The organism is Nocardia abscessus NBRC 100374 (assembly GCF_000308455.1).
GTDB classification, from domain to species: Bacteria; Actinomycetota; Actinomycetes; order Mycobacteriales; family Mycobacteriaceae; genus Nocardia; species Nocardia abscessus.
The window spans coordinates 1-24,315 of record NZ_BAFP01000039.1; the positions used below are offsets into that span (position 1 = coordinate 1).

Annotated in this window: 17 protein-coding genes and 2 tRNA genes; 7 read left to right on the forward strand and 12 right to left on the reverse strand. The window is 69.7% G+C overall.

Annotated elements, in window-relative coordinates; all coding sequences use genetic code 11:
• Together ON19_RS07335 and acpS are read left to right on the forward strand one after the other, a co-directional pair.
• On the forward strand, positions 1–8,783 hold an 8,783-nt coding region (locus ON19_RS07335; protein ID WP_043688515.1), incomplete at its 5' end, for a type I polyketide synthase.
• A 76-nt stretch (positions 8,784–8,859) separates the two neighbouring features.
• Complete coding sequence (gene acpS, locus ON19_RS07340; RefSeq protein WP_043688517.1) at positions 8,860–9,297, forward strand: holo-ACP synthase AcpS; 438 nt, start codon at positions 8,860–8,862, stop codon at positions 9,295–9,297.
• 36 nt (positions 9,298–9,333) lie between these two features.
• Here acpS and ON19_RS07345 read toward each other — a convergent pair whose 3' ends face one another.
• On the reverse strand, positions 9,334–9,954 hold the full coding sequence (locus ON19_RS07345; protein ID WP_227954938.1) for a TetR/AcrR family transcriptional regulator: 621 nt from the start codon (positions 9,952–9,954) through the stop codon (positions 9,334–9,336).
• A 296-nt stretch (positions 9,955–10,250) separates the two neighbouring features.
• Here ON19_RS07345 and ON19_RS07350 point away from each other — a divergent pair, with 296 nt between their 5' ends.
• Positions 10,251–11,474 (forward strand): DUF7159 family protein, encoded by a 1,224-nt coding sequence (locus ON19_RS07350; RefSeq protein ID WP_157229616.1) that lies wholly within the window; start codon positions 10,251–10,253, stop codon positions 11,472–11,474.
• Between the two features lie 68 nt (positions 11,475–11,542).
• Here ON19_RS07350 and bcp read toward each other — a convergent pair whose 3' ends face one another.
• A complete protein-coding gene (gene bcp / locus ON19_RS07355) occupies positions 11,543–12,016 on the reverse strand; it encodes a thioredoxin-dependent thiol peroxidase (protein ID WP_043688642.1) in 474 nt (157 codons plus the stop codon).
• A 167-nt stretch (positions 12,017–12,183) separates the two neighbouring features.
• Between bcp and ON19_RS07360 the strand changes: the two genes are divergently transcribed.
• Positions 12,184–12,405, forward strand: coding sequence for a DUF3618 domain-containing protein (locus ON19_RS07360; RefSeq protein ID WP_043688520.1), 222 nt, complete (start codon positions 12,184–12,186; stop codon positions 12,403–12,405).
• A gap of 64 nt (positions 12,406–12,469) precedes the next feature.
• Here ON19_RS07360 and ON19_RS07365 read toward each other — a convergent pair whose 3' ends face one another.
• Positions 12,470–12,766 carry an excalibur calcium-binding domain-containing protein gene (locus tag ON19_RS07365; RefSeq protein WP_043688643.1) on the reverse strand — a complete coding sequence of 99 codons (297 nt, stop codon included), beginning with the start codon at positions 12,764–12,766 and terminating at the stop codon, positions 12,470–12,472.
• A gap of 135 nt (positions 12,767–12,901) precedes the next feature.
• A complete protein-coding gene (locus ON19_RS07370; protein WP_043688522.1) occupies positions 12,902–13,879 on the reverse strand; it encodes a pirin family protein in 978 nt (325 codons plus the stop codon).
• Positions 13,880–13,937: 58 nt separating this feature from the next.
• Between ON19_RS07370 and ON19_RS07375 the strand changes: the two genes are divergently transcribed.
• Positions 13,938–14,402, forward strand: coding sequence for a MarR family winged helix-turn-helix transcriptional regulator (locus ON19_RS07375; protein ID WP_043688523.1), 465 nt, complete (start codon positions 13,938–13,940; stop codon positions 14,400–14,402).
• A 30-nt stretch (positions 14,403–14,432) separates the two neighbouring features.
• Here ON19_RS07375 and ON19_RS07380 read toward each other — a convergent pair whose 3' ends face one another.
• The 4 genes from ON19_RS07380 to ON19_RS07395 all read right to left on the reverse strand — a co-directional run bounded on the left by ON19_RS07380 (position 14,433) and on the right by ON19_RS07395 (position 16,923).
• A complete protein-coding gene (locus tag ON19_RS07380) occupies positions 14,433–14,963 on the reverse strand; it encodes a DnaJ family domain-containing protein (RefSeq protein WP_043688525.1) in 531 nt (176 codons plus the stop codon).
• Between the two features lie 94 nt (positions 14,964–15,057).
• A complete protein-coding gene (locus tag ON19_RS07385) occupies positions 15,058–15,372 on the reverse strand; it encodes a hypothetical protein (RefSeq protein WP_043688526.1) in 315 nt (104 codons plus the stop codon).
• Between the two features lie 133 nt (positions 15,373–15,505).
• Entirely contained in the window at positions 15,506–16,138 is a 633-nt protein-coding gene (locus ON19_RS07390; RefSeq protein WP_043688527.1) for a transglycosylase SLT domain-containing protein, read from the reverse strand.
• 712 nt (positions 16,139–16,850) lie between these two features.
• A tRNA-Lys gene (locus ON19_RS07395) sits at positions 16,851–16,923 on the reverse strand.
• Between the two features lie 350 nt (positions 16,924–17,273).
• Between ON19_RS07395 and ON19_RS07400 the strand changes: the two genes are divergently transcribed.
• Entirely contained in the window at positions 17,274–18,461 is a 1,188-nt protein-coding gene (locus ON19_RS07400) for a L,D-transpeptidase (RefSeq protein WP_043688529.1), read from the forward strand.
• Between the two features lie 169 nt (positions 18,462–18,630).
• Here ON19_RS07400 and ON19_RS07405 read toward each other — a convergent pair.
• Together ON19_RS07405 and orn are read right to left on the reverse strand one after the other, a co-directional pair.
• A tRNA-His gene (locus ON19_RS07405) sits at positions 18,631–18,706 on the reverse strand.
• A gap of 55 nt (positions 18,707–18,761) precedes the next feature.
• Positions 18,762–19,400 (reverse strand): oligoribonuclease, encoded by a 639-nt coding sequence (gene orn, locus ON19_RS07410; protein WP_265336442.1) that lies wholly within the window; start codon positions 19,398–19,400, stop codon positions 18,762–18,764.
• A 201-nt stretch (positions 19,401–19,601) separates the two neighbouring features.
• Here orn and ON19_RS07415 point away from each other — a divergent pair, with 201 nt between their 5' ends.
• Positions 19,602–21,281 carry a helicase HerA-like domain-containing protein gene (locus tag ON19_RS07415; protein WP_051168643.1) on the forward strand — a complete coding sequence of 560 codons (1,680 nt, stop codon included), beginning with the start codon at positions 19,602–19,604 and terminating at the stop codon, positions 21,279–21,281.
• Positions 21,282–21,417: 136 nt separating this feature from the next.
• Here the strand turns inward: ON19_RS07415 and cmrA are convergent, their stop codons facing one another.
• Both cmrA and ON19_RS07425 read right to left on the reverse strand, forming a co-directional pair.
• Complete coding sequence (gene cmrA / locus ON19_RS07420; RefSeq protein WP_043688533.1) at positions 21,418–22,221, reverse strand: mycolate reductase; 804 nt, start codon at positions 22,219–22,221, stop codon at positions 21,418–21,420.
• Positions 22,222–22,282: 61 nt separating this feature from the next.
• Positions 22,283–24,313: an NADPH-dependent 2,4-dienoyl-CoA reductase gene (locus ON19_RS07425; RefSeq protein WP_043688534.1), complete on the reverse strand. Its 2,031-nt coding sequence runs from the start codon at positions 24,311–24,313 to the stop codon at positions 22,283–22,285.
• Positions 24,314–24,315: the final 2 nt, after the last annotated feature.

Genomic DNA, 24,315 nt, shown 5'->3' on the forward strand with positions numbered 1-24,315 from the left:
GTGACGCGGAGCTGCTCGCGGTGGCCCAGATGATCGGCGCGGCAGCGGGTTTGGTGGCGCGCCGGCGCGGGCTGATGCCGGTGGGCGATCGCTCGCCGATGGCCGCGGTGTCGAACGTCGATCCCGAGCAGCTGCGTGCCGTGGTGGCCGAGGTGTGCGCGGGAGTCGATCCTGCCGCCTCCGTGGTGATCTCGATCCGCAACGGGCGGCGCCGCGCGGTGCTGTCCGGACCGCCCGCGCAGCTGGAGCGGGTGCACCAGCGGTGTGCCCGGATCCACGACGAGCAGGCGCGGGAGCGCGACGCCAAAACACGCGGTGGCTCGGTGTTCGCTCCGGTCTTCGAGGACGTGGCGGTCGACGTCGCGTTCCATCACCCCGCGCTGGCCGACACCGTCGACCTGGTGAGCAGCTGGGCTACCCAGTGCGGCTTGGACGCCGAGCTGGCGGGCCGGCTGGCGCGCGAGATCCTGGTCGACCCGATCGACTGGGTGGACGTCGTCGAGGGTGTGATAACCGCAGGCGCGCAATGGATTCTGGACCTCGGCCCGGGCGATCTGCTGTCCCGCGTCACCGCGGGCACGGTGAAGGGCACCGGCCTGGGCATGGTCGCGGTCGCCACCCGGGCCGGCCAGCGCAGCCTGCTCACCCCGGGCGCCGCGCCGGAGCCCGCGACCCCGTGGTCGGCATTCGCGCCGCAGCCGGTGCGGCTGCCCAACGGGCGCATCGTGGTCGAGACCGCCTTCACGAAGCTGACCGGGCGCTCGCCGATCCTGCTCGCGGGCATGACCCCCACGACGGTCGACGCGAAGATCGTCGCGGCCGCGGCCAACGCGGGCCACTGGGCCGAGCTGGCCGGCGGTGGCCAGGTGACCGAGCAGATCTTCGCCGACCGGGTGGCCGAGCTGAAGAAGCTGCTGCACCCGGGACGCTCGGTGCAGTTCAACTCGTTGTTCCTCGACCCCTACTTGTGGAAGCTGCAGCTCGGCGGTAAGCGGCTGGTGCAGCGGGCGCGCTCGGCGGGCGCCCCGTTCGACGGCGTCATCGTGACCGCGGGCATTCCGGAGCTGGAGGAAGCCGTCGCGCTGATCCAGGAGCTCACCGAGGTCGGCATCGCGCATGTGGCGTTCAAGCCGGGTACGGTCGCCCAGATCCGGGCCGTGCTGCGCATCGCCGACGAGGTTCCGGACTACCCGGTGATCATGCACATCGAGGGCGGCAAGGCAGGTGGGCACCATTCCTGGGAGGACCTGGACGATCTGCTGCTGGCCACCTACGCCGAGCTGCGCAACCGCGCCAACGTGGTGGTGTGCGTCGGCGGTGGCATCGGAACCCCCGAACGGGCGACGGAATACCTCACCGGACAATGGGCGGTCCAGCACGGCTACCCCGTGATGCCCCTGGACGGTGTGCTGGTCGGCACGGCGGCCATGGCCACGCTGGAAGCCACCACCGCGCCGGAGGTCAAGCAACTGCTGGTGGATACTCCCGGCACCCCCGACTGGGTCGGCGCGGGCACCGCGTCCGGCGGGATGGCCTCGGGCCGTAGCCAATTGGGCGCCGACATCCACGAGATCGACAACGCCGCCTCGCGCACCGGCCGTCTGCTGGACGAGGTCGCGGGTGACGCCGACGCGGTCGCGGCTCGCCGGGAGGAGATCATCGCGGCGCTGAACGCCACCGCGAAGCCGTACTTCGGCGACCTGGTCACCATGACCTACCAGGACTGGCTGGAGCGCTACGTCGAGCTCGCGGTCGGCCTGGACCGGCGCAAGGACTTCGACTGCGGCAGCGACCTGGGCGACGCGATCGCCGAGGCCACCAGCTCGGTGTGGCTGGACATCACCTGGCGCGACCGGTTCGCGGAGATGATGCGCCGCACCGAATCCCGGCTGCATCCGGCCGACCGCGGCGAGATCCCCACGCTGTTCGCGAGCGACGAGGACTTCGACGACCCGGTCGCCGCGCTGTGCACCCTGAAGGACGCCTACCCTGCGGCGGAGCAGACCCTGCTGCATCCGGCGGACGTTCCGTTCTTCGTGGCGCTGTGCAAGACACCGGGCAAGCCGGTGAACTTCGTGCCGGTCGTGGACGCCGACGTGCGCCGCTGGTGGCGCTCGGACTCGCTGTGGCAGGCGCACGATCCGCGCTACTCGGCCGATCAGGTGTGCGTCATTCCCGGCACCGTCTCGGTCGCCGGCATCACGCGGGTCGACGAGCCGGTCGGCGAGCTGCTCGACCGCTTCGAACAGGACACGGCGTACTCGCTGGTGCGCGCGGGCGCGGTGCCCGCCGCGGTGGACGCGCGCCGCACGGCGGGCGTCACCAGCGGCCCGATCGACGCCGTCCTCGCCGCGCCGGACGTCCAGTGGGCAGGCCGCACCACGATCAGCCCGGTGCACCGGCTCGGCGATCTGCCCGAATGGGTCGTCGACGGCAAGGGCGCGGTGCATCCGCCCAGCGGCGCGACGCTGGTGGAGACCACCGGCCCCGAGCCGGAGCACGCCTACCTGGAGTTGACCGTTCCGCTGCTGGCAGGCAACGCGGTGCGCATCCGGATCACCGTGCCGGCCTCGGTCCACAACGGCGGCGCCCCGGTCGTCACCGAGGCCGACGCGCACGAGGCCATGGCCGCGCTGCTCGCGGTCGCCGCGGGCCAGGATCTTCCGGAGGTCAAGGGCAAGGTCGCGCACGTGAACCTGGCCTGGACGCCGGACCTGATCGCCGATCACGCGGGCGTCACCGGCTCCGGCCTGCCCGGCACGCTGAGCACGCTCGGCCGGACCGTGCCCGACGTGCTGGTCGGCGCCTGCTGGCCCGCCGTGTTCGCGGTGCTCGGCGCGACCCGCACCGCCAAGGGCGAGAGCGTCATCGAGGGCATGCTCGACTTGGTCCACCTCGACCATCAGGTGCACCTCGCCGCCGACCTGCCCGCCGAGACCAGCGTGCTCGCGGTGCGCGCGGAGGCCGGGGAGACCCTCGACACCGACCTCGGCCGCGTCGTCGAGGTGCACGTGCGGATCACCGCCATGCTGGACAAGCCCGAGACCGGGATGTCGATGCCGGTGCTGGCCACGCTCACCGAACGGTTCGCGATCCGCGGGCGCAACGGCACCGGCGAACTCGCCGCTCCGCCGCGCGCCGCGGGCACGGTGTCCGACGCGGCCACCGACACTCCGCGCAGGCGCCGCCGCGATGTCACGATCGTGGCGCCGCGCACCATGCACGCCTTCGCCGCCGTCTCCGGTGACCACAACCCCATCCACACCAGCGATGCCGCCGCGAAGCTCGCCGGGCTCGGCAGTCCGATCGTGCACGGCATGTGGTTGTCGGCCGCCGCGCAGCACGTCGTGTCGGCGGTCGATCCGGCCGGCTCGGTGCCCGCGCGGACGGTGACCGCGTGGACCACCCGGTTCCTCGGCATGGTCCGCCCCGGCGCGGAGATCGATGTGCGCGTCGAGCGGGTCGCGGTCGACGCGGGCAGCGAGATCGTAGAGGTTTCCTGCCGCACCGAAGGCGAACTGGTGATGACCGCGACCGGTCGCACCGCGGCGCCGAAGACCGTGTACGCCTTCCCCGGACAGGGCATCCAGCGCAAGGGGATGGGGCTGGACGCCCGCTCCCGGTCGAAGGCGGCCAAGGAGATCTGGGAGCGCGCGGACAAGCACACCCGTGCCGCGCTCGGCTTCTCGATCCTGGCCGTGGTGCGCGACAACCCGACCTACCTGAAGGCGCGGGGCGTCGAGCACCGGCACCCCGACGGCGTGCTGCACCTGACCCAGTTCACCCAGGTCGCCATGGCGACCCTCGGTGTCGCCCAGGTGGCGGAACTGCGTGAGGCCGGCGCGTTCGTCGAGGACGCGCTGCTCGCGGGCCACTCGGTGGGCGAGTACAACGCGCTCGCCGCCGTCGCGGGAGTGCTTCCGCTGGAGGCGGTGCTCGAGGTCGTGTTCCAGCGCGGTTCCGCGATGCACGAGCTGGTGCCGCGTGACTCGCAGGGGCGCAGCGACTACCGGATGGCCGCGATCCGGCCCTCGCAGATCGGGCTGCCCGACGGCGAGGTCGTCGACTTCGTCAAGGAGGTCGGCGATCGGGTCGGGGAGTTCCTCGAGGTGGTCAACCTGAACCTGCGCGGTTCGCAGTACGCGATCGCGGGCACGGTGGCCGGGCTGGACGCCCTGGAGGAGGAGATCGACCGCCGCCGTGCCGAATTCGGCGGCAAGCGGGCGTTCATCCTGGTCCCCGGCATCGACGTGCCGTTCCACTCGACGGTGCTGCGCAAGGGCGTCCCGGAGTTCCGGCAGAAGCTCGAACAGCTGCTGCCGGTGGACCTGCGCCCGGAGGTGCTGGTCGGCCGCTACATCCCGAACCTGGTGCCCAGACTGTTCTCGCTCGAGCGGGGGTTCGTCCAGGAGATCGCGGACCTGGTGCCGTCCGAACCGCTCGCGGAGGTGCTGGCCGACTTCGACAGCTGGGCGGCCCGCCCGACCGAGCTGTGCCGCGTGGTGCTGATCGAGTTGCTCGCCTGGCAGTTCGCCAGCCCGGTGCGCTGGATCGAGACGCAAGACCTGCTGTTCACCGACCCCATGCACGGCGGCCTCGGTATCGAGCGGTTCGTCGAGATCGGTCTCGGCGCGACGCCGACGGTGGCCAACCTGGCCTCCCAGACGCTGAAGCTGCCCGCGTTCAGCGGCGCCACGGTCGAGGTGCTCAACATCGAGCGCGAGGCGGCGATCGTCTACGCGACCGACACCGATCCCGCGCCGGTCGACGAGCCCATGGACGAGTCGGCCGCCACGGCGCCTGCGGCCGCGGCCGTCGCCGCCGCCCCGGTCGCCGCGCCCGCCCCGAGCTCGGGCGGCCCGCGTCCGGACGACATCGCGTTCACCGCCGCCGACGCCACCCGCGTGCTGATCGCGCTGTGGACCAAGCTGCGGCTGGACCAGATCGGCCCGGTGGACACCATCGAGGGCCTCTGCGACGGTGTGTCCTCCCGGCGCAACCAGCTGCTGGTCGACCTCGGCTCCGAGCTGTCGCTCGGCGCGATCGACGGCGCGGCCGACGCCGACATGGGCGCGCTGTCCGCGACGGTGGAGCGGCTGGCCCGCACCTACCGTCCCTTCGGCACGGTGCTCACCGACGCCATCGGCGATCATCTGCGCAAAGTCTTCGGCCCGTCCGGCAAGCGTCCCGCCGCCATCGCCGATCGGGTGAAGAAGGTCTGGGAACTCGGCGACGGCTGGGCCAGCCACGTGACGGCCGAAGTGTCGCTGGGCACCAGGGAAGGCACCAGCGTGCGGGGCGGTGACCTGGGCGGGCTGGTCTCCGGCGCGCTGGGCGACGCCGCCTCGGTCGACGCGGCCATCGACGCCGCCGTGCAGGCCGTCGCGGCCCGCCGCGGTGTCGCGGTGTCGCTGCCCTCGGCGGGCGGCGGTGGCGGTGCGACCGTCGACGCTGCCGCGCTGGGTGAGTTCACCGAGCAGATCACCGGACGCGACGGCGTGCTGGCCACGGCCGCGCGCGTGGTGCTCGAACAGCTCGGCCTGTCCGAGCGGGTCTCCGCACCGGAGGCTTCCGCGGACTCCCTGGTCGATCTGGTGGCGGCCGAACTGGGTTCGGACTGGCCGCGTCTGGTCGCGCCCGCGTTCGACGCGCGCAAGGCGGTGCTGCTGGACGACCGGTGGGCCACGGCGCGCGAGGATCTGGCCCGGCTGTGGCTGGCCGACGACGCGGGCAGTGCGAACGGACCGGTCACCGGTTTCCTCGGGGCGGGCGAAGCCGTTGCCGCGCAGGCGAACTGGTGGCGGCAGCGGGCGATGCACGAGGCCCGTTCGGTGCTCGCCGGGCTGTACGAGCGCATCGCCGAGGCGGCGCTGAGCGTCGAAGAGCCCGGCCTGTGGTCCTCGGACATCGCGGTGATCACCGGCGCCAGCAAGGGATCCATCGCCGCGGCGGCGACCGGCATCCTGCTCAGCGGCGGTGCCACGGTGGTGGTGACCACCTCGGCGCTGAACGACGAACGCCTCGCCTTCTACCGGAAGCTGTACCGGGACAACGCCCGCCACGGCGCGGCCCTGTGGGTCGTGCCCGCCAACATGGCGTCCTACCAGGACGTCGACGCGTTGATCGACTGGATCGGCACCGAGCAGGTCGACAGCGCGGGCGGGTCGAAGATCAAGATCAAGGACGCGATGACGCCGACGCTGCTGCTGCCGTTCGCGGCGCCGCGGGTGGCCGGTGACCTCGCCGACGCGGGCGCTCGCGCCGAAATGGAAATGCGAGTGCTGCTCTGGTCGGTCGAGCGGCTGATCGGTGGACTGTCCAAGCTGGGCGCCGATCACGACGTGGACGCGAAACTGCATGTGGTGCTTCCGGGTTCGCCCAACCGCGGCATGTTCGGCGGCGACGGCGCCTACGGCGAGTCGAAGGCGGCGCTGGACGCGGTGGTCGCCAAGTGGCGGGCCGAGAAGTCGTGGTCGACCCGGGTCACCCTGGTGCACGCGCTGATCGGCTGGGTGCGCGGCACCGGCCTGATGGGCCACAACGACCCGATGGTCGAGGCGGTCGAGAAGGCGGGCGTGCAGACCTGGTCCACCGCCGAGATGGCCGCCGAGCTGCTCAAGTGGTGCACGTCGCGGGCGCGTCAGGTGACCGCGAGCGGCCCGCAGCAGATCGACCTGACCGGCGGATTGGCCAGGGCCAAGCTGGACCTGCCCGAGCTGGCCAAGCAGGCTGCGGAACAACAGGCGGAGGCGCAGACCGACGCCGACGCGGGTCGCACGATCGCCGCGCTGCCCGCGCCGCCGACGGTGACCTCCGCGCTTCCGGTGCCCGAGTGGGGCGAGGTGACCGCGGATCCGGCCGACATGGTGGTCATCGTCGGCGCGGGCGAGCTCGGGCCGTACGGCTCGGCGCGCACCCGCTTCGAGATGGAGGTCTCCGACGAGCTGTCGGCGGCGGGCGTGCTGGAGCTGGCCTGGACCACCGGCATGGTGGCCTGGGAGAACGACCCGAAGCCGGGCTGGTACGACACCGACTCCGGCGACTACGTACCGGAGCACGAGCTGGCCGAGCGCTACCACGACGCGGTGGTCGCCCGCTGCGGTGTGCGCCGCTACGAAGACGACGGCGCCATGACCGACAACTCGGCGCCCTTGATGACCTCGGTCTTCCTCGACCAGGATCTGTCGTTCACGGTGGGCGGCGAGGCCGAGGCCCGCGCCTTCCACGCCGCCGATCCGGAGCACACGGTCATCACGCCGGTCGCCGATTCCGGCGACTGGACCGTGACGCGCAAGGCGGGCACCGAGATCCGCGTGCCGCGCCGGGCCAAGCTGTCGCGCACCGTCGGTGGCCAGATCCCGACCGGCTGGGACCCCACCATCTGGGGCATCTCGCCCGATATGGCCGCCTCGGTGGACCGGGTCGCGCTGTGGAACATCGTGTGCACGGTGGACGCGTTCATCGGCTCCGGCTTCAGTCCCGCGGAGCTGATGAGCTGGGTGCACCCCTCGCTGGTCGCCAACACGCAGGGCACCGGCATGGGCGGCATGTCCTCGATGCGCTCGCTGTACGTCGACAACCTGCTCGGTGAGCCGCGCCCGAACGACATCCTGCAGGAGGCGCTGCCGAACGTGGCGCTGGCGCACGTGGTGCAGTCCTACGTCGGCAGCTACGGCGCGATGGTGCACCCGGTGGCGGCCTGCGCCACCGCCGCGGTGTCGGTCGAGGAGGGTGTCGACAAGATCCGGCTCGGCAAGGCCGACCTGGTCGTGGCAGGCGGTTACGACGATCTCGGCATCGAGGGCATCGTCGGCTTCGGTGACATGTCAGCCACCGCGGATTCGGCGGCCATGAGCGCCAAGGGCATCAGCGACCGTTACTTCTCCCGCGCCAACGACCGCCGTCGCGGCGGATTCATCGAATCGCAGGGCGGTGGAACCGTGCTCCTGGCGCGCGGCAGCGTCGCGCTGGAGATGGGCCTGCCGGTGCTCGGCGTGGTGGCCTACGCCCAGTCCTTCGCGGACGGCGTGCACACCTCCATTCCGGCTCCGGGCCTGGGCGCGCTGGGTGCGGGTCGCGGCGGAACCGAGTCCAGGCTGGCGGTCGAACTGCGCAAGCTCGGCGTGACCCCGGACGAGATCGCGGTGGTGTCCAAGCACGACACCTCGACGGCCGCCAACGACCCGAACGAGTCCGAGCTGCACGAGCGCCTCGCCACGGCCATCGGACGCTCGGACGGCGCTCCGCTGTTCGTCGTGTCGCAGAAGACCCTCACCGGTCACGCGAAGGGTGGTGCGGCGGCCTTCCAGCTCATCGGCTTGTGCCAGGTGCTGGAGCAGGGCGTCATCCCGCCGAACCGCAGCCTGGACTGCGTCGACGAGAAGATGCGGCCGTACCCGCACCTGGTGTGGCTGCGTGAAGCGCTGCACCTGGGCGATCGGCTTCCGCTGAAGGCCGGTCTGGTCACCTCGCTCGGCTTCGGCCATGTGAACGGCCTGCTGGCGATCGTGCACCCGCAGGCGTTCATCCAGGCCATCGAGCCGGGGCGGCGCGACGAGTACCAGCGCAGGGCGCAGGAGCGTCAGCTGAGCGGCCGCCAGCGGTTCGTGGAGGCCATGTGCGGCGGGGCGCCGCTGTACGAGCGTCCGGCCGACCGCAGGCTCGGCGGGGAAGGCACGCCGTCCGGGCGGGCCCGCCAGCTGGAGGCCGACATGCTGCTCTCGCAAGAGGCGCGCCTGGCGGAGGACGGCGCTTACCGGGCGAACGGCCCGGGATGCGCGTAACCGGAAGCGCGGCGGGGCAACCCGTCGCGCCGGGTTCGCGCACGGTCTCGCCGAGTAAGTCGTAGGCTGCCCGCCTATGACGATCCTCGGTATCGGCTTGGACTTGGTGACCATCTCCGAGTTCGCCGAACAGCTCGAACGCGCCGGAACCACCATGCTCCGGGAAAGCTTCACCGCGGGTGAGCGGCGTTACTGCCAGAGCAAGGGAACCGATCCGGCGCGCAGCTACGCGGCGCGGTGGGCGGCGAAGGAGGCGGTGCTCAAAGCCTGGGCATCGTCGCGGTTCGCCCGCCGCCCGCAGATCGGGGACAACCCCTATCCGCTGATCGAGGTGGTCAACGACGCGTGGGGCAGGCCGAGCATCAAGTTGCACGGCCTGGCCGCCGAGTTCCTTCCCCGGGTCCGGGTTCACCTGTCGCTGACACACGACGGCGACACCGCCGCCGCGATGGTGGTGCTCGAGGACCCGGGCGAGCTGGCCGACCTCATCGAAGGCCGCGACAACGCGGGCTGAGCCGCGCGGTGGTCCCGGTTCCCCCGGGACCACCCGCTATCGTTCGCTGCCGGTGCGCGATTCCTTCTCCGCGACGAGCAGGTAGGCGACCATCAGCCGCTTGAGTTCGGCGACGGCTTCGGCGCTGCTCTGCTCGTCCTGCACCGAGAAATTGAGCATCGAATAGACCACGTGCACCAGCACTTCTGCCATCATGGTGCGCCGCACCCGCGGGGTGCGCGGAGTGAGCGGCCGCAGCATCTGCGACACGACCTCGGCGAACTGCTTCTCGTGGATCGCGCCGGTGGCCCGGGTGGACGGGGTGGACTGCATAGCGAGCCACACTTCCCGCCGGGACGGGTCGGTCATCCAGAGGTTGGCCAGATGGTCGACGAACTGGTTCATGTGCCGCAGCCAGTCCAGCGACGGGATCTCGCCGTGGAAGTCGGCCAACTCCTGGGAAACGGCAACCAGGTCTTGACGATTCAGCTCACAGACGATGACGTACTTGTTGGCGAAGAACTGATACAGCGTGCCGATCGGCACCTCGGCCCTGGCCGCCACCTCCTCACAGGTGAACGACTCGAACCCGACCTCGACGAGCAGTTCCCTGGACGCCTGGAGTAAGGCGTCGAACTTTCGTTTGCTGCGTTCCTGCGTCGGCCGGCGTCGCGGCATGAGCTCCTGTGGGTCGTCCTGCAGCTCCAACGCAGGGTCCAGACGGTGCTTCGACCTGGCCTCCGCGCGTACTTCCACGCATCCAGGCTAACGGTAGGGGCACGCGTGCGATACGCGCATCCGCCGTTCGAGTCCAGGCGGCTGGATTTCCGCTACCCATCCGTAACCGATGTGGTGCCGAACACTTACCGAGCGCGCGTGCATCGCGACGTGTGTTCCGAGCAGGGGAATCCATGGGGCTCATGGCTTTCGGCAGTCCATGAGCTCGGTCAATGCGCAGAGGGAAGGCGTGATCAGTGGTAGCTGAATCTGTGGTGACTCTCGGCGTTTCCACCGAACGCGGCGCCGTGCACGCGGTGGCGCTCGCGGACGGCAAGAAGCTGGCCGACCGCGTGCTGCTGCGTCGGGTGGAACGAACGGATGGTGACGGTAAGGCGGAGGTGGCCGCGGCGGTCGAGACCGCGCTGGACGCCCTGGCCGCGGGCCTCGGCTCGGACCGGGAGATCGGCGGCGTGGCGGTCGCCTACCGGGACGCCGCCGAGCGGCGCGCCATCGTGACCCGGTTGGCGACGGGTCCGTGGCACAGCGCCTCGATGGTCTCGGCGAAATCGGCCCATCTGAGCGCGGCGAGCATGATGACGTGGCTCGACGCCTACGACAACCTGCTGATCTGCGAGGTGGTGCCCGGCTACCAGGCGTTCACCCTGGTCGATCGCGGCCGCCGCCGGGTGCTCGCCGCTGTGGGGCAGGCGGGGCGGGCGACGCCGCGCTCGCTCGGCATGGGCGTGGCGGCGGCGTGGGAACAGCTGGACGCGGCCGCCGCCCGGCCGCACGCGGTGGCACTGATCGGCTCGGCGGGCGCCGGGCCGGCGGTGCTGAAGGCGTTGGAGGACTTCGGGGCGCCGGTGATCCCGTGCACGGTGGGCGCTTTCGCGTCCGCCGCGGGTGCGGCGTTGAGCGCGCGACTCGAGCAGGACGGTTACGTCGAGCCGGTGAGCGAGCCGTACCGGGCGCGTGGCGGAGTCGCGGTGTTCGCCGCGGCCGGGGTGCTGGCCAGCGGAATGGTCGTCGGCGGGAGCTACCTGCTCAACGATTCCTCGTCGCCGAGGCCGACCGTCGTCCTCGCGGACGGCCGTATCGAGAGCGCCGGTGCGGTCCATCCGGGTGAGCCGGTCCAGGCTGGGGGCGCCGGGGCACACGGATCGTTCGACGGACCACTCGACTCCGGCACGACCGGAGCGCAGTATCCGGAGCAACGCTGGGGGGCCGCCGCGCGCAATCGTCCGTTGCCGCTGGTGCCCGTCGACGCCGCGAAGGAGGCGGAGACGAGCCCGCCCGCGCCGCTGGTGCCGGGCACCGGGCTCCCGGCCGATCGCAAGGTGGGCGCGCCCGACGGCGCGCTGCTGTTCCCCGGTGAGACCCCGCCGCCGGCGGCGTTCACCCCGGAAGCCGCGGATTGGTGGGACGAACATCTCCGCTTGATGGCGCAATGGGCGGCCCAGCAGGTGTGGCAGAGCTGAGCCACCCGAGCGGGCTCCCGAACTCGGCCCGGCGCCGCTGCGGCGCCGGGCTTTTCGCTGCCGGCGGGTTACACCGACAGGTCGCGGCGCAACTTGGCGACGTGGCCGGTGGCGCGGACGTTGTACTGCGCGACGGCGATCTTGCCCTCTTCGTCCACCAGGAAGGTCGAACGGATGACGCCGACGACCGTCTTGCCGTACATCGTCTTCTCGCCGAACGCGCCCCACGCGGTGAGCACGGCGCGGTCGGGATCCGACAGCAGCGGGAAGGTCAACTGCTCGGCGTCCCGGAACTTGGCCAGCTTGGCGGGCTTGTCCGGCGAGATGCCGACGACGTCGATGCCCGCGCCGTCCAGGTCGGCCAAGTTGTCGCGGAAGTCGCAGGCTTGCTTGGTGCAACCGGGCGTGCTCGCGGCGGGGTAGAAGTACACGATCACCTTGCGTCCGCGGTATTCCGACAGCGAGACGTCCTTGCCGTCGGCGTCGGCGAGCGTGAAGTCGGGGGCGGTGTCGCCGGGGGCGAGTCGTTGGGTGGTGGTCACCTCCAGCACGGTATCCGAACGTCGCGACCGGAGATCCTCGCGCGGCCGGATAACGCGGCGCGGGGGCGGATAGACTCGTCCGCGAGCCCCTGGGCGCTCCACGAACGGCCGAGCATGCGGCGTGCTTCGTGCCCCAGGTGCGGCAATCGACAACAGGAGGGTGGAACGTGGCAAGGGATACCGAGCGGATCGAGCAGGAGATCGAGGCCGCCCGCACTCGGCTGGCGAGCACGCTCGACGAACTCGCGGTACGCGCGGACCCGCATCGCATCGCGGACGACACCAAGCACATCGTGGTCGCGAAGCTGAACGAGCCGAAGGTGAAGTACAGCCTGATCGGCGCCGCCACCCTGTTCGTCGGGCTGGTGCTGCTCAAGATCTTCCGCTGAGCTGGGAAAACGACGACACCCGGTGGGCGCTGCCCACCGGGTGTCGTCGTTTTCCACCTTCGGTTCAGACCGTCGGGCAGGCGAAGCCGTCACCGTCGGGATCCAGGTGCGGGCCGAAGCCCGGTTCCCCGCGGAACAGCGGCGCCCGTCCGGCGTTGCGAGCGTCGTCGCAGTTGGCGAAGGCGCCACCGGCCGAACCGGTCTGCGACAGACCGGCCGAGCCGGTCGCGGCGGAGCCGGTGTCGACGGCCGAGGAGCCGGTTCCGGCGGAACCGGACGGGGGGGCGGCTAGGGCGGCGGGAGCCGCGAGAAAGGTCAGTCCCGCGACGGCCGCGCTGACGGAGAGCCGGCGAACGTTCATGTATTCCTCTATGTGGTTGCTGCGGTGGATGGGGCGTCCGACCGGACGCCGCATCCACTGTTGTGACGGGCCGCTCTCTTGTCAACCTCGGGGGGACGGAACTAGGGCATTAGGGGATCGCGCCCGCGACGCCGATCAGGCGGTCGTCGCCGCGCCGCCGATGTGCTCCGCCGGGATGTTTCCCATGCGTCCGGCCTGGTAGTCCGCCATCGCTTCGATGATCTCCGCGCGGGTGTTCATCACGAACGGGCCGTACTGCACCACGGGTTCCCGGATCGGTCGTCCGCCGAGCAGCAACACCTCGAGCGCTCCGGTCCGATTGTCTTGGCGCGCATCGGCTGTCACGGTGATCGCGTCTCCGCGGCCGAAGACCGCCAGCTGCCCTTCGCCGAGCGGTCTGCGCTCCGCGCCGACCGTGCCGCTGCCGGACAGCACGTACGCCATCGCCGTGAACTCTTGCGGCCACGGGGTTTCGAGCATTCCACCGGGTGTGATCGACGCGTGCGCGTAGGCGATCGGGGTGTAGGTCGAACCGGGACCGGTGAAGCCGCCGACCTCCCCGGCGATGAGCCGGATCAATGCGCCGCCGTCGTGCGAGCTCAGCAGGGTCAGTTCGCGGGCACGCAGATCCTGGTAGCGCGGCGTCGCGAACTTCAGTGCGCGCGGCAAGTTGACCCAGAGCTGGATGCCGTGGAACCAGCCGCCCGAGGCGACCATCTCCTCCGGCGGGACCTCGTCGTGCAGAATGCCGGAGCCCGCGGTCATCCACTGGGTGTCGCCCTCGCCGATGATGCCCCCTCCGCCCTGCGAGTCGTGGTGCACCATGGTGCCGTCGAGCATGTAGGTGACGGTTTCGAAGCCGCGGTGCGGATGCCAGGGCGCGCCCTTCGCCTCGTGTGGTTCATAGGCGACCGGGCCCATCTGGTCGAGCAGGATGAAGGGGTCGGCCGCGCGCAGGTCCATGCTCGGGAACGGCCTGCGCACCTCGAATCCCGCGCCCTCGCGCTGTTTGTGGGCGGTGACCACGCTCCGGACCGGCCGTGCGCGCAGAGTGACGTCGGGGCGGGCCAGCCGCGGCAGGACCATGATGTCGGGAACGGTGACGGCGGGCATCGAGACCTCCTGGAGAGTTGGTGTCCATGTCAACCAACCGTGACTACACTTCATTCCCATGGTCCGGTGGCTGAGTGACGACGAGCAGGCGACCTGGCAGGCCTATGTGCGGCTGCGCCAGCGTTTGGATGGGGCGATTTCCGCCGGGCTGGCCGAGGACGGCTTGTCCCTGGCGGACTACGAACTGATGGTGGCGTTGTCCGCGGCCCCGAACGGTTGTCTGCGCGCCAAGGAGCTGGCGGCCGAGGTGTGCTGGGAGAAGAGCCGGTTGTCCAAGCATCTGGCCAGGATGGACGCCCGTGGCCTGGTCGAGCGCAGGCCCGCGGAGGAGGATGCCCGCGGCATCATCGTCCAGCTCACGTCGGAAGGCCGCGTCGCCCTGGAGCGGGCCGCGCCGAACCACGTCGATCTGGTCCGTCGCGTCTTCGTCGAGCCGATGACGGCGGGCGAGGCTCGGGTCCTGCGCGCGCTGGCGGACAAGGTGGTCGCCGAGGTGGAGCAGGTGACCGAACTCGGCGCTTGATCGGCGGCGTTCGTTCCCCCGGGGGCGACGCTAGTCGGTTGCGTGCCCCCACCATCGGCGCCACCACCGGCGGGATGGACGTGCCGTGCCCTCGCCGGACGGCGCACGCGAAGGCGGTGTGGTTTTCCCGGACGGGTGGGCACGCATCGGCCGCGCCGCCTCGCGCTCATCGCGCCATCGCGCGACGATCTCGTCCGCGTTCACGGGGGCGATCGGGACGTACGGCCCTTCGGGCATCCGCAGCCAGTCCACGATGCGTTGGTTGAGTTCGCTCACCGTGGCGCGCACCTCCCGTTCGGTGGTCGAGTCACGCACGGCATCGGGGAGGTGCTCGATATCGCGCCGCAGTACGAGCGACGGCGGTAACAGGGCATCGCCGCTCACCCCCTCGCGGCGCAGATACCCGCGCAGCCACCAGTCCTCGTCGTATGCCGAGCCGGCCCCGGGAATCGGTTTACCGGCGCCGGAAAGGTTTTCGAAATCGCCGCGCTCGGCCGCCTCGCGGATCTGCTTATCGATCCACGATTCGAAGGTCTCCTTCGGCGGCTTGCGCTCGGTCATTGCGACGGCAGTGTCGGCGGGTGCATGACACCAGTCTACGGAAGGCTGTAGTAGTCATGAGAATTGTTGTGCTACAGCACATTTCGCCGGAAGCTCAGTTCCAAGGCGTGATCGGCGGCTTCACCCAGAGCAGCTTCTCGTCGGTGTGTTCGCGCCGAGCCGCGGGATGCTCCGGATGGCGGGCGGCCCAGCTGTCCTTCTCCGCCAGCAGCTGCGCCACCGTCGTCCAGGTCTCGTCGGTGCTCGGCGGATTCGTTTCGGCGGCCCTGGCCAGTTTGCGCCGAACCGGCGCGGGCATCGCGAGCACCTCGGCTCCGGTGATGCCGCGCTGCCAGAGGTAGCTCGCCAGCCGCCGCGCTTTCTCGGCGCGGCTCTTGGCCGCCGTGTCGCTGTGTGCGTAGTCGGTCATTGCCTGTCCACGGGTCGCAGGTGCATCACGATAGTGGACGCAGTCGGACGTCGTCCGTCGGTTGCCCGCGCACGGCCGGAAAAGGCCGCAGCCTCCCCATCGGCGGATGAGGAGGCTGCGAAGCGATATGGACTCAGTACGCGCTGTTGACGTTGTCCATCGAGCCGTAGCGGTGCGCGGCGTAGTTGCAGGCGGCGACGATGTTCGCGACCGGATCCCAGACGTCGAAGGGCGTGCCCGCGACGTGGTAGGCGGCGAAGGTGGGGTCGATCACCTGCAGCAGGCCCTTGGACGGGATGCCCATGGCGGCATTGGAGTCCCACAGGTTGATGGCCTGGGGGTTGCCGGTCGACTCACGCATGATGTTGCGGTGGATGCCCTCGTAGGTGCCCGGGATGTTGTTCGCCCGCATGATGTCGAGCGCCTCGCGGATCCAGCCGTCCAGGTTGTTCTCGTAGACCGGCGGGGCAGGGGCGGGCATCGGGGCCGGAGCAGGCTCCGGCGCGGGAGCGGGCGCCGGGGCAGGGGCAGGGGCCGGGGCGGGCAGCGGCGCGGGGATCGCCTCCGCGGCCGGTGCGGCGACCGGAGCGGGTGCGGCGGCGGGCTGCTGCTCGGCCACCATGGCGATGCGAGACGGGACGCTGTCGTCGGCAACGGACGCCGCGGAGCAGGCGGCCACGGCAACGACACCCGCGGCCGCGACGGCGACGGTGATGGTCTCGCGAAGCGAGGGGCGGCGAAGGGTGGAAAGGCGTCTGTCAGGCATTGCGAATCGGTTCCTTGTTCGGGGACATACTCGATCCGGCCGCGGTAGGGCAGCACGGATCCTGCGGCGCGTACGCTGGTAGCGTTCGCCGAAACGGCCATGTGCTGTTGTGTGGTTTTGTTGTGGGGGACATTCAGGTCCCCGGAACGCGACGTTTCGTGCGTGCGGCGCCGGATCGCCCTCGGTGGGCTCGGCCGCGGTGTCGCGCGGGACTCCGCATCCTCGATGCGAAGAGACGGGCGGAAGTATGGGATTGCGGGTCCGTTGCCGGATTCCGCTCCGCCGATCACGTGGCCGGCTTGCCTTGGCCGTGTGATCGTTACCGAATCGGTGTCTACAACTCCTCGGGCTGACCAAACTTCAGGTCGCTTTGTGACCTGATTGCAGAATGGTCACGCTTGGTTAACGGAGGATGAACGAATTCTGAACGGGAGGCGCTACCGATCTTGGAAAGCCCAGGACGCGGTTGCCGAATCGTTATCCAAGCTGGGAGTTTGCTGCTAAACGTCTTGTGTGGTAGATCACAGAACTTTTCGCCCGCTGGACTGGATTTCGGCGGCTGAGGAGGCGTATCGCTGTCCGAATTGGGACCCGTGGTGCATCTGGGAAAAAGTCCAGGTCACGGTGATGTCACGGACATTCCGGCGGTGCGGAGAGAGAAAAACCGTGCCCTTGCCAGATGATGACTGGCAAGGGCACGGTTTTTGTGTTGTGCGCCATCAGGGACTCGAACCCCGAACCCGCTGATTAAGAGTCAGCTGCTCTGCCAATTGAGCTAATGGCGCTTGCCCGTGTTCCGGTGCGGGACAAACCTTAACAGGCGGGGGCCGTAGAAGTGAAATCGCGTCCTGACCGGCTCTGACGTGATGTGCTCCCGCGCCGGTAACGCCGGGGGTCGCCGAGTTGATCTACAGGTGGTAACGCTGCAGTGACGGACGTGGTGTTCACATTGGCCTGGACGTGACGCACTGGCAGAATGTCCGGTTGTGGTCTCCACCGCCCGCGTACACGGCGGGGTGAGCGGCGTGGCGGTCGGTATCCGAAGCCATCGGTGTGTCCTGGAGCACCGAGACTTTGAAACGGGGTTGAAATGAGTGGTGGTCAGGGTCGGCGGAAGTCGGCCAGACGGTGGTCGATGCGCACTATCGCGGGACCGGTGATCGTCGTAGCCGTCGCCGCGCTGGCGTTGACGGGATGCTCGGCGTCCGACGCCACCGAGGCGGCGCAGGCGGCCATCGACCGCAACCCCATCACGGAATTGATCAAGCCCAAGCTGATGGCCCCGGTGAAGGACGGCGAGGTCGGCGTCTCGCCGGGCGTTCCGATGACGTTCAAGGTGGAGGACGGCAAGTTCACGAATGTGAGCTTGGTCAGTCCGCAGGGCAAGACCGTGAACGGCAAGCTCGCCGCCGACGGAAGGTCGTGGGAGACCACCGAGGTGCTCGGCTACGGCAAGACCTACCAGTTGAAGGCGGACGCGATCGGGCTCGGCGGCGCGAACTCCGCGACGCTCAGCTTCACCACGAGCTCGCCCGGTAACCAGACCAAGCCCTACCTGATCCCGGGAGAGGGCGAGATCGTCGGTATCGGCCAGCCGGTGGCTGTCCAGTTCGACGAGAACATCCCCGACCGCAAGGCCGCGCAGGACGCGATCAAGATCACCACCGAGCCGCCGGTGGAGGGCGCCTTCTACTGGGTGAACAACCGTGAGGTGCGCTGGCGGCCGGAGCATTTCTGGGCGCCGGGGACGAAGGTCACGATCGATGTGAACGTCTATGGACGTGATCTCGGCAACGGTCTGTACGGCCAGGACAACGTCCATTCCTTCTTCACCATCGGCGACGCGGTGATCTTCACCGCCGACGACGACACCAAGCAGGTGACCGTCGAGCAGAACGGTCAGGTGATCCGGACCATGCCGACCTCGATGGGCAAGGACAGCACGCCGACCGACAACGGCGTCTACATCGTCGCCGACCGGCACGAGAAGATCATCATGGATTCCTCCACCTACGGTGTGGCGGTCAACTCGCCGGACGGGTACAAGACGCCGGTGGACTTCGCGACGCGACTGTCCTACAGCGGCATCTTCTTCCACTCGGCGCCGTGGTCGGTGGGCGCGCAGGGGTACAGCAACACCAGTCACGGCTGCCTGAACCTCAGCCCGGCGAACGCGCAATGGGTCTTCCAGAACGCCAAGCGCGGTGACATCACGATCGTGAAGAACACCGTGGGCGGCACCCTCTCCGGCGTGGACGGCTTGGGGGACTGGAACATCCCGTGGCCGGTCTGGAAGGCGGGCAACGCCGACGACAATCGCTGAGCGGCAAAGAACGCCGAACGGGCCACCGGAGCGAATCCGGTGGCCCGTTCGGCGTTTCGGGAGGGAGTCAGGGCAGCATGTCGCAGCCCAGGTGGGCATTCGAGAAAGAACTCGAGACGCAATGGAAAAGGCCCGGGCGGCTCCGATATCTCGGAGCCGCCCGGGCCCTTGGGGTGAGCGACGGGACTCGAACCCGCGACAGCCAGGATCACAACCTGGTGCTCTACCAACTGAACTACGCTCACCATCACCGGTGAAAAACCGGCGGGCTAGATATTAGCGTGTCAACCCGCCTACGCCCTAATCGGTTTCTCGCGAGCCGTTGACCTGGGCCGATTCGGTCCGTTCTTCCGCGATCTCGGAGACCTCGGCGGCGACGGCGGCGATCTCGGTGGTGGAGGGCCCGGGCGGCGCGACGAACGCGGTTCGCCGGTAGTACTCCAGCTCCCGGATGGACTCCTGGATGTCGGCCAGCGCGCGGTGGCTCAGGCCCTTCTCCGGCTGGCCGAAGTAGATGCGCGGGTACCAGCGGCGGCACAGCTCCTTGATCGAGCTCACGTCGACCATCCGATAGTGCAGGTGCGCGTCCAGCAGGGGCATGTCCCTGGCGATGAAACCGCGGTCGGTGGCGATCGAGTTACCGGCCAGCGGCACGGTGCGCGGGGTGGGAATGTACTGGCGGATGTAGTCGAGCACGCGCTGCTCGGCCTCTTCGAGGGTGACCGTCGAGCGGCGGACCTCGTCGGTCAGCCCGGAGCGCGCGTGCATCTCGGCGACCACCGCGGGCATCGCGGCCAGCGCGTCGTCGTCGGCGTGGATGACGATGTCCACGCCCTCGCCGAGGATGTTCAGATCGCTGTCGGTCACGAGCGCGGCCACCTCGATCAGCTTGTCGCTGTCCAAGCGCAAGCCGGTCATCTCGCAATCCATCCACACCATGTATTTGTCGGACACTCGTGCAACATTAGCCGGGCCGAGGTCCGGGGCTCGCGACGCGGCACGGCAACCGCAAAGCTACTGATGCGGCCCCGGATCCGAACCGCGGGGATACAGTGCTCCCAGATCGGCACTCGGCGTTTTCGGTGCGACAGCAAACACTGCGTGACGCAGTTCGAGTCGAACCAGGACGGAGGACGCGCGATGAGTACCCCGCAGGAGAAGGCGGCCGCGGCGCGCAAGGCCGCCGACGAGGCGGCGCGGATCGCGGCGGAGGCAGCCGCGGCCGCGGAGGCCGCGGAACGCGAAGTCGCCGAGCAGACCGCGACCGCGGCACGAGCCGAGCCGGTCGCCGAGGCGGAAGACCTGCCCGCCGCGCAGGAGATCGCCGCGGGCTACGCCTTCGAGGGCAGTGCGCTGGAGCTGGGAGCCGTCGTGGTCGACGGCACGGTGGACCCCACCGCGCGCGTCCGCATTCCGATGCGGATGATCAACCGGCACGGCTTGGTCGCCGGGGCGACCGGCACGGGGAAGACCAAGACCTTGCAGGGCATCGCGGAGCAGCTGTCGAGCGCCGGGGTTCCGGTGGTGCTCGCCGACATCAAAGGCGATCTGTCCGGCTTGGCCGAGCCGGGGCGGCGGAGTGACGAGCTCACGGCACGCGCCGCGCAGACCGGCGCGGACTGGGCGCCGACCGGCTTCCCGACCGAGTTCGTCGCACTGGGCGCCACCGGCGCCGGGCTGCCGATCCGCGCGACGATCAGCTCCTTCGGCCCGGTGCTGCTGAGCAAGGTGTTCGGATTGAACGAGACGCAGGAATCCACCCTCGGCTTGATCTTCCATTGGGCCGACCGCAACGGTCTCGCGCTGCTGGACCTGAAGGACTTGCGCGCGGTGATCACACATCTCACCAGCCCCGAGGGCAAGGAGGACCTGAAAGGCATCGGCGGCGTCTCCGGGGCCACCGCGGGAGTGATTTTGCGCGCGCTGGTGAATCTGGAGGCCGACGGCGGCGACACGTTCTTCGGCGAGCCCGAACTCGACCCGGCCGACCTGGTGCGGATCGTGGACGGCAAGGGCGTGATCACCCTCTTCGAGCTGGGCGCGCAGGCGGCGCGGCCGGTGATGTTCTCCACTTTCCTGATGTGGGTGCTCGCCGACCTGTTCCAGACGCTTCCCGAGATCGGCGACGCGGACAAGCCCGAGCTGGTCTTCATCTTCGACGAGGCCCATCTCCTCTTCTCCGACGCCTCGAAGGCTTTTCTGGAGCAGGTGGAGCAGACCGTCAAGCTGATCCGGTCCAAAGGCGTCGGTGTGTTCTTCTGCACCCAGCTGCCCACCGATATCCCGAATCAGGTGCTCTCCCAGCTCGGCGCGCGCATCCAGCACGCGCTGCGTGCCTTCACCCCGGACGACCAGAAGGCGTTGGCGAAGACCGTCCGCACCTATCCCAGGACCGCCGTCTACGACCTGGAGCAGGCGCTGACATCGCTCGGCATCGGTGAGGCGATCGTGACGGTGCTCTCCGAACAGGGCGCGCCGACACCGGTGGCCTGGACCAGACTGTGGCCGCCCCGATCGCTGATGGACACCATCGGCGCGGACGCGATCACATCGCGGGCCCTGTCCAGCCCGCTGGCCTCGAAGTACGGCCGGGCCATCGACCGGGAGTCGGCCTACGAGTTGCTCGCCGCGAAGATGGCCGCCGCGGCGCGGGAGCCGCAGGCCACTCCCGTTCCCGGGCGCGCCGCGACCCGCACGGACGAGGAATCCGCCGCCGAACGGATCATGAACAACCCCGCGGTGCGCAGCTTCCTGCGCTCGGCCGCCAGCGCGGCCGGCCGCCAGATCACCCGCAGCTTGTTCGGCACCAGGCGCCGCTGAGCGCCCCGGCCGGGTCAGCGCTTTCTCGGATTGCGGGGCCGCCAGGGCTACGCCGGGTGCCGGGCCGGTGGGCTGGTCGTTTGCGGATCCTTGACCACTCGGCGTCGCTTCTCGACAGCTCGCTGACGCCGACGGCTCAGTTGCCGAGCTTCTTGTAGAACGCGCCGGCGATGGGTGCGGTGACCGCGCGCGGTCCGTACTGGCCCGCCACACTCATCCCTTTGCTGATCAGGCCGGGAACCACGCGCATCTTGTTGCGCGCGAGCGCGTCGATGGACACCTTGGCGGTGTATTCGGAGGAGACCCACATGAAGTCGGGCACCATCCGGTCGACGATGGACGCCTCGGCGGGATCCGGCATTTCGGTGCGCACGGGGCCGGGCGCCAGCAGCGTGACGTGCACGCCGGAGCCCTTCAGTTCGCCCCGCAGCGATTCGGAGAAGGTGTTGGCGAACGCTTTGCTCGCGGCGTAGGTGGCATTGTTCGGGATCGGCATGTTGCCCGCGGCCGAGCCGCTGATCAGGATGCCGCCGCCGCCCCGCGCGAGCATGCCGGGCAGCACGGCAAGGGTCAGATCGTGCACGGCGACGGCATTGAGCTCCATTTGCGCGCGCTCGTAGGCCGGGTCGAGTTCGGCGACGGCGCCGAAGGTCGCGATGCCCGCGTTGTTGCACAGGATGGCGATGTCGCGGGCGGACAGTTCCTCCACCAGCGCGCCGCGCTGGTCGCGGTCGGCCAGGTCGACAGGGCGCACCTCGGCGGTGATGCCGTGGGCGAGGGTCAGCCGCTGCGCGAGCTCGGTGAGCAGTTCGTCGCGGCGGGCGACCAGGATCAGCGAGTAGCCACGGGCGGCGAGTTCGGCGGCGAGCGCGGTGCCGATGCCGGAGGAGGCGCCGGTGACGACCGCGCGGTTCTCGGAGGTGGGGGAGGGCAGGCTCACCCGGTGCAGCCTAGGCGATGCGGCGACGGTGGCCGGAAATCGAGCCCGGCCACCGCGCTCCTCAGAGCCGTGCGGCCAGCCTGGTGCCCTGGTCGATGGCTCGTTTGGCGTCCAGTTCGGCGGCGAGTTCGGCGCCGCCGATCACGTGCAGGCTGACACCGGCGGCGCGCAGCGGGGCCTCCAGATCGCGCACGGATTCCTGCCCCGCGCAGACGACGACGTTGTCGACCGGGATGAGCTGGGGCCGTTGCCGTTTCTCGCCGAAGCTGATGTGCAGGCCGTTGTCGTCGATGCGTTCGTAGTTCACGCCGCCGATCTGCTCGACGCCCTTGGCCTTCAGCGCGGCGCGGTGGACCCAACCGGTAGTCCTGCCCAGGTCCTTGCCGAACGGGGAGGTTTTGCGTTGCAGCAGGACGACTTCGCGTGCGGCGGGGGCGGGCCGCGGCGTGGCGAGCTGTCCGGGGACCTGCTCGTCGTCGGAGGTGACGCCCCACTCCTCTTTCCACTCGTCCAATTTGAGGGTGGGATGCCCGTCGACGGTGAGGAATTCGCTGACGTCGTAGCCGATGCCGCCCGCGCCGATCACGGCGACGCGCTTGCCCACCGGCTTCTCCTCCCGGACCAGTTCGGCGTACGACAGCACCATCGGGTGGTCGATACCCGGGATGTCGGGGATGCGCGGCTGCACGCCGGTGGCGAGTACCACCTCGTCGTAGCTCCCCGCGATCAGTTCGTCGGCGCCGACCCGCTTGTTCAGGTGCACCGTGACGCCGGTCAGCTCGAGCATCCGGTTGTAGTAGCGGATCGACTCGCTGAACTCCTCCTTGCCCGGGATACGGCGGGCGATGTCGAACTGGCCGCCGATCTTGTCGTCGGCCTCGAACAGCTCGACGCGGTGGCCGCGTTCGGCGAGGTTCACCGCCGCCGAGAGCCCGGCCGGTCCCGCGCCGACCACGGCGACGCGCTTGGTACGGCGGGTCGGCAGCAGCGTCAGTTCCGTCTCGTGCCCGGCGCGCGGGTTGAGCAGGCAGGAGACGGTCTTGTGCTGGAAGGCATGGTCCAGGCAGGCCTGATTGCACGCGATGCAGGTGTTGATCTCGTCGACGCGATCCTGCGCGGCCTTGTTCACCCACTCCGGGTCGGCCAGGAAGGGGCGGGCCAGCGAGACGAGCTGCGCGTCGCCCCGGGTCAGGATCTCCTCGGCCACCTCGGGCATGTTGATCCGGTTGGACGCGCATACCGGAATGCTCACCCGCGCGGTGATCTTCGCGGTGAACTCGACGAAGGCCGCGCGGGGCACGGAGGTCACGATGGTGGGCACCCGCGCCTCGTGCCAGCCGATATCGGTGTTCAGGATGTTCACCCCGGCGGCTTCGAGTTCCTGTGCCAGCGCGATGATCTCGTCGAAGCTCTGCCCCTGCTCCACCAGCTCGGCCATGGACAGCCGGAACACGATGACGAAGTCCGGGCCGACCGCGGCGCGGGTGCGGCGCACGATCTCCACCGCGATCCGGCGCCGGTTGCTCGGCGAACCGCCCCACGCGTCGGTGCGCTTGTTGGTGCGCGGTGCGAGGAACTGGTTGATGAAATAGCCTTCACCGCCCATGATCTCGCAGCCGTCGTAACCGGCGAACTGGGCGAGCTTCGCGCAGCGGGCGTAGTCGTCGATGGTTCGCTCGATGCCTTTGGCCGACAGTTTGCGCGGACGGAAGGGATTGATCGGCGCCTTGATCGACGACGCCGACACACTGCCCGGCATATAGGAGTAGCGGCCCGCGTGCAAGATTTGTATGGCGATCTTGCCGCCCTCCGCGTGCACCGCTTTGGTGATCGTCCGGTGCCGGTAGGCCTCGGTTTTGTTGGTCAACTTGGCGCCGAAGGGCAGCAGCCAGCCCGCACGGTTGGGCGCGTAGCCGCCGGTGATGATCAGGCCGGCACCACCGCGTGCGCGTTCGGCGAAGTAGGCGGCCAGCTTGTTGGTGTCCCAGGCGCGGTCCTCCAGCCCGGTATGCATCGATCCCATCACCACTCGGTTGCGCAGGGTGGTGAAGCCGAGATCGAGCGGCTCGAACAAATGGGGGAAGGAGCTCATCG

Bases quoted from the DNA above. Each gene is read 5' to 3' on its own strand.
- acpS (WP_043688517.1), top strand. From the start codon at position 8,860: ATGACGATCCTCGGTATCGGCTTGGACTTGGTGACCATCTCCGAGTTC.
- ON19_RS07345 (WP_227954938.1), bottom strand. From the start codon at position 9,954: ATGCCGCGACGCCGGCCGACGCAGGAACGCAGCAAACGAAAGTTCGAC.
- ON19_RS07365 (WP_043688643.1), bottom strand. From the start codon at position 12,766: ATGAACGTTCGCCGGCTCTCCGTCAGCGCGGCCGTCGCGGGACTGACC.
- ON19_RS07370 (WP_043688522.1), bottom strand. From the start codon at position 13,879: ATGCCCGCCGTCACCGTTCCCGACATCATGGTCCTGCCGCGGCTGGCC.
- ON19_RS07375 (WP_043688523.1), top strand. From the start codon at position 13,938: ATGGTCCGGTGGCTGAGTGACGACGAGCAGGCGACCTGGCAGGCCTAT.
- ON19_RS07380 (WP_043688525.1), bottom strand. From the start codon at position 14,963: ATGACCGAGCGCAAGCCGCCGAAGGAGACCTTCGAATCGTGGATCGAT.
- ON19_RS07385 (WP_043688526.1), bottom strand. From the start codon at position 15,372: ATGACCGACTACGCACACAGCGACACGGCGGCCAAGAGCCGCGCCGAG.
- ON19_RS07390 (WP_043688527.1), bottom strand. From the start codon at position 16,138: ATGCCTGACAGACGCCTTTCCACCCTTCGCCGCCCCTCGCTTCGCGAG.
- ON19_RS07400 (WP_043688529.1), top strand. From the start codon at position 17,274: ATGCGCACTATCGCGGGACCGGTGATCGTCGTAGCCGTCGCCGCGCTG.
- orn (WP_265336442.1), bottom strand. From the start codon at position 19,400: ATGGTGTGGATGGATTGCGAGATGACCGGCTTGCGCTTGGACAGCGAC.
- ON19_RS07415 (WP_051168643.1), top strand. From the start codon at position 19,602: ATGAGTACCCCGCAGGAGAAGGCGGCCGCGGCGCGCAAGGCCGCCGAC.
- ON19_RS07425 (WP_043688534.1), bottom strand. From the start codon at position 24,313: ATGAGCTCCTTCCCCCATTTGTTCGAGCCGCTCGATCTCGGCTTCACC.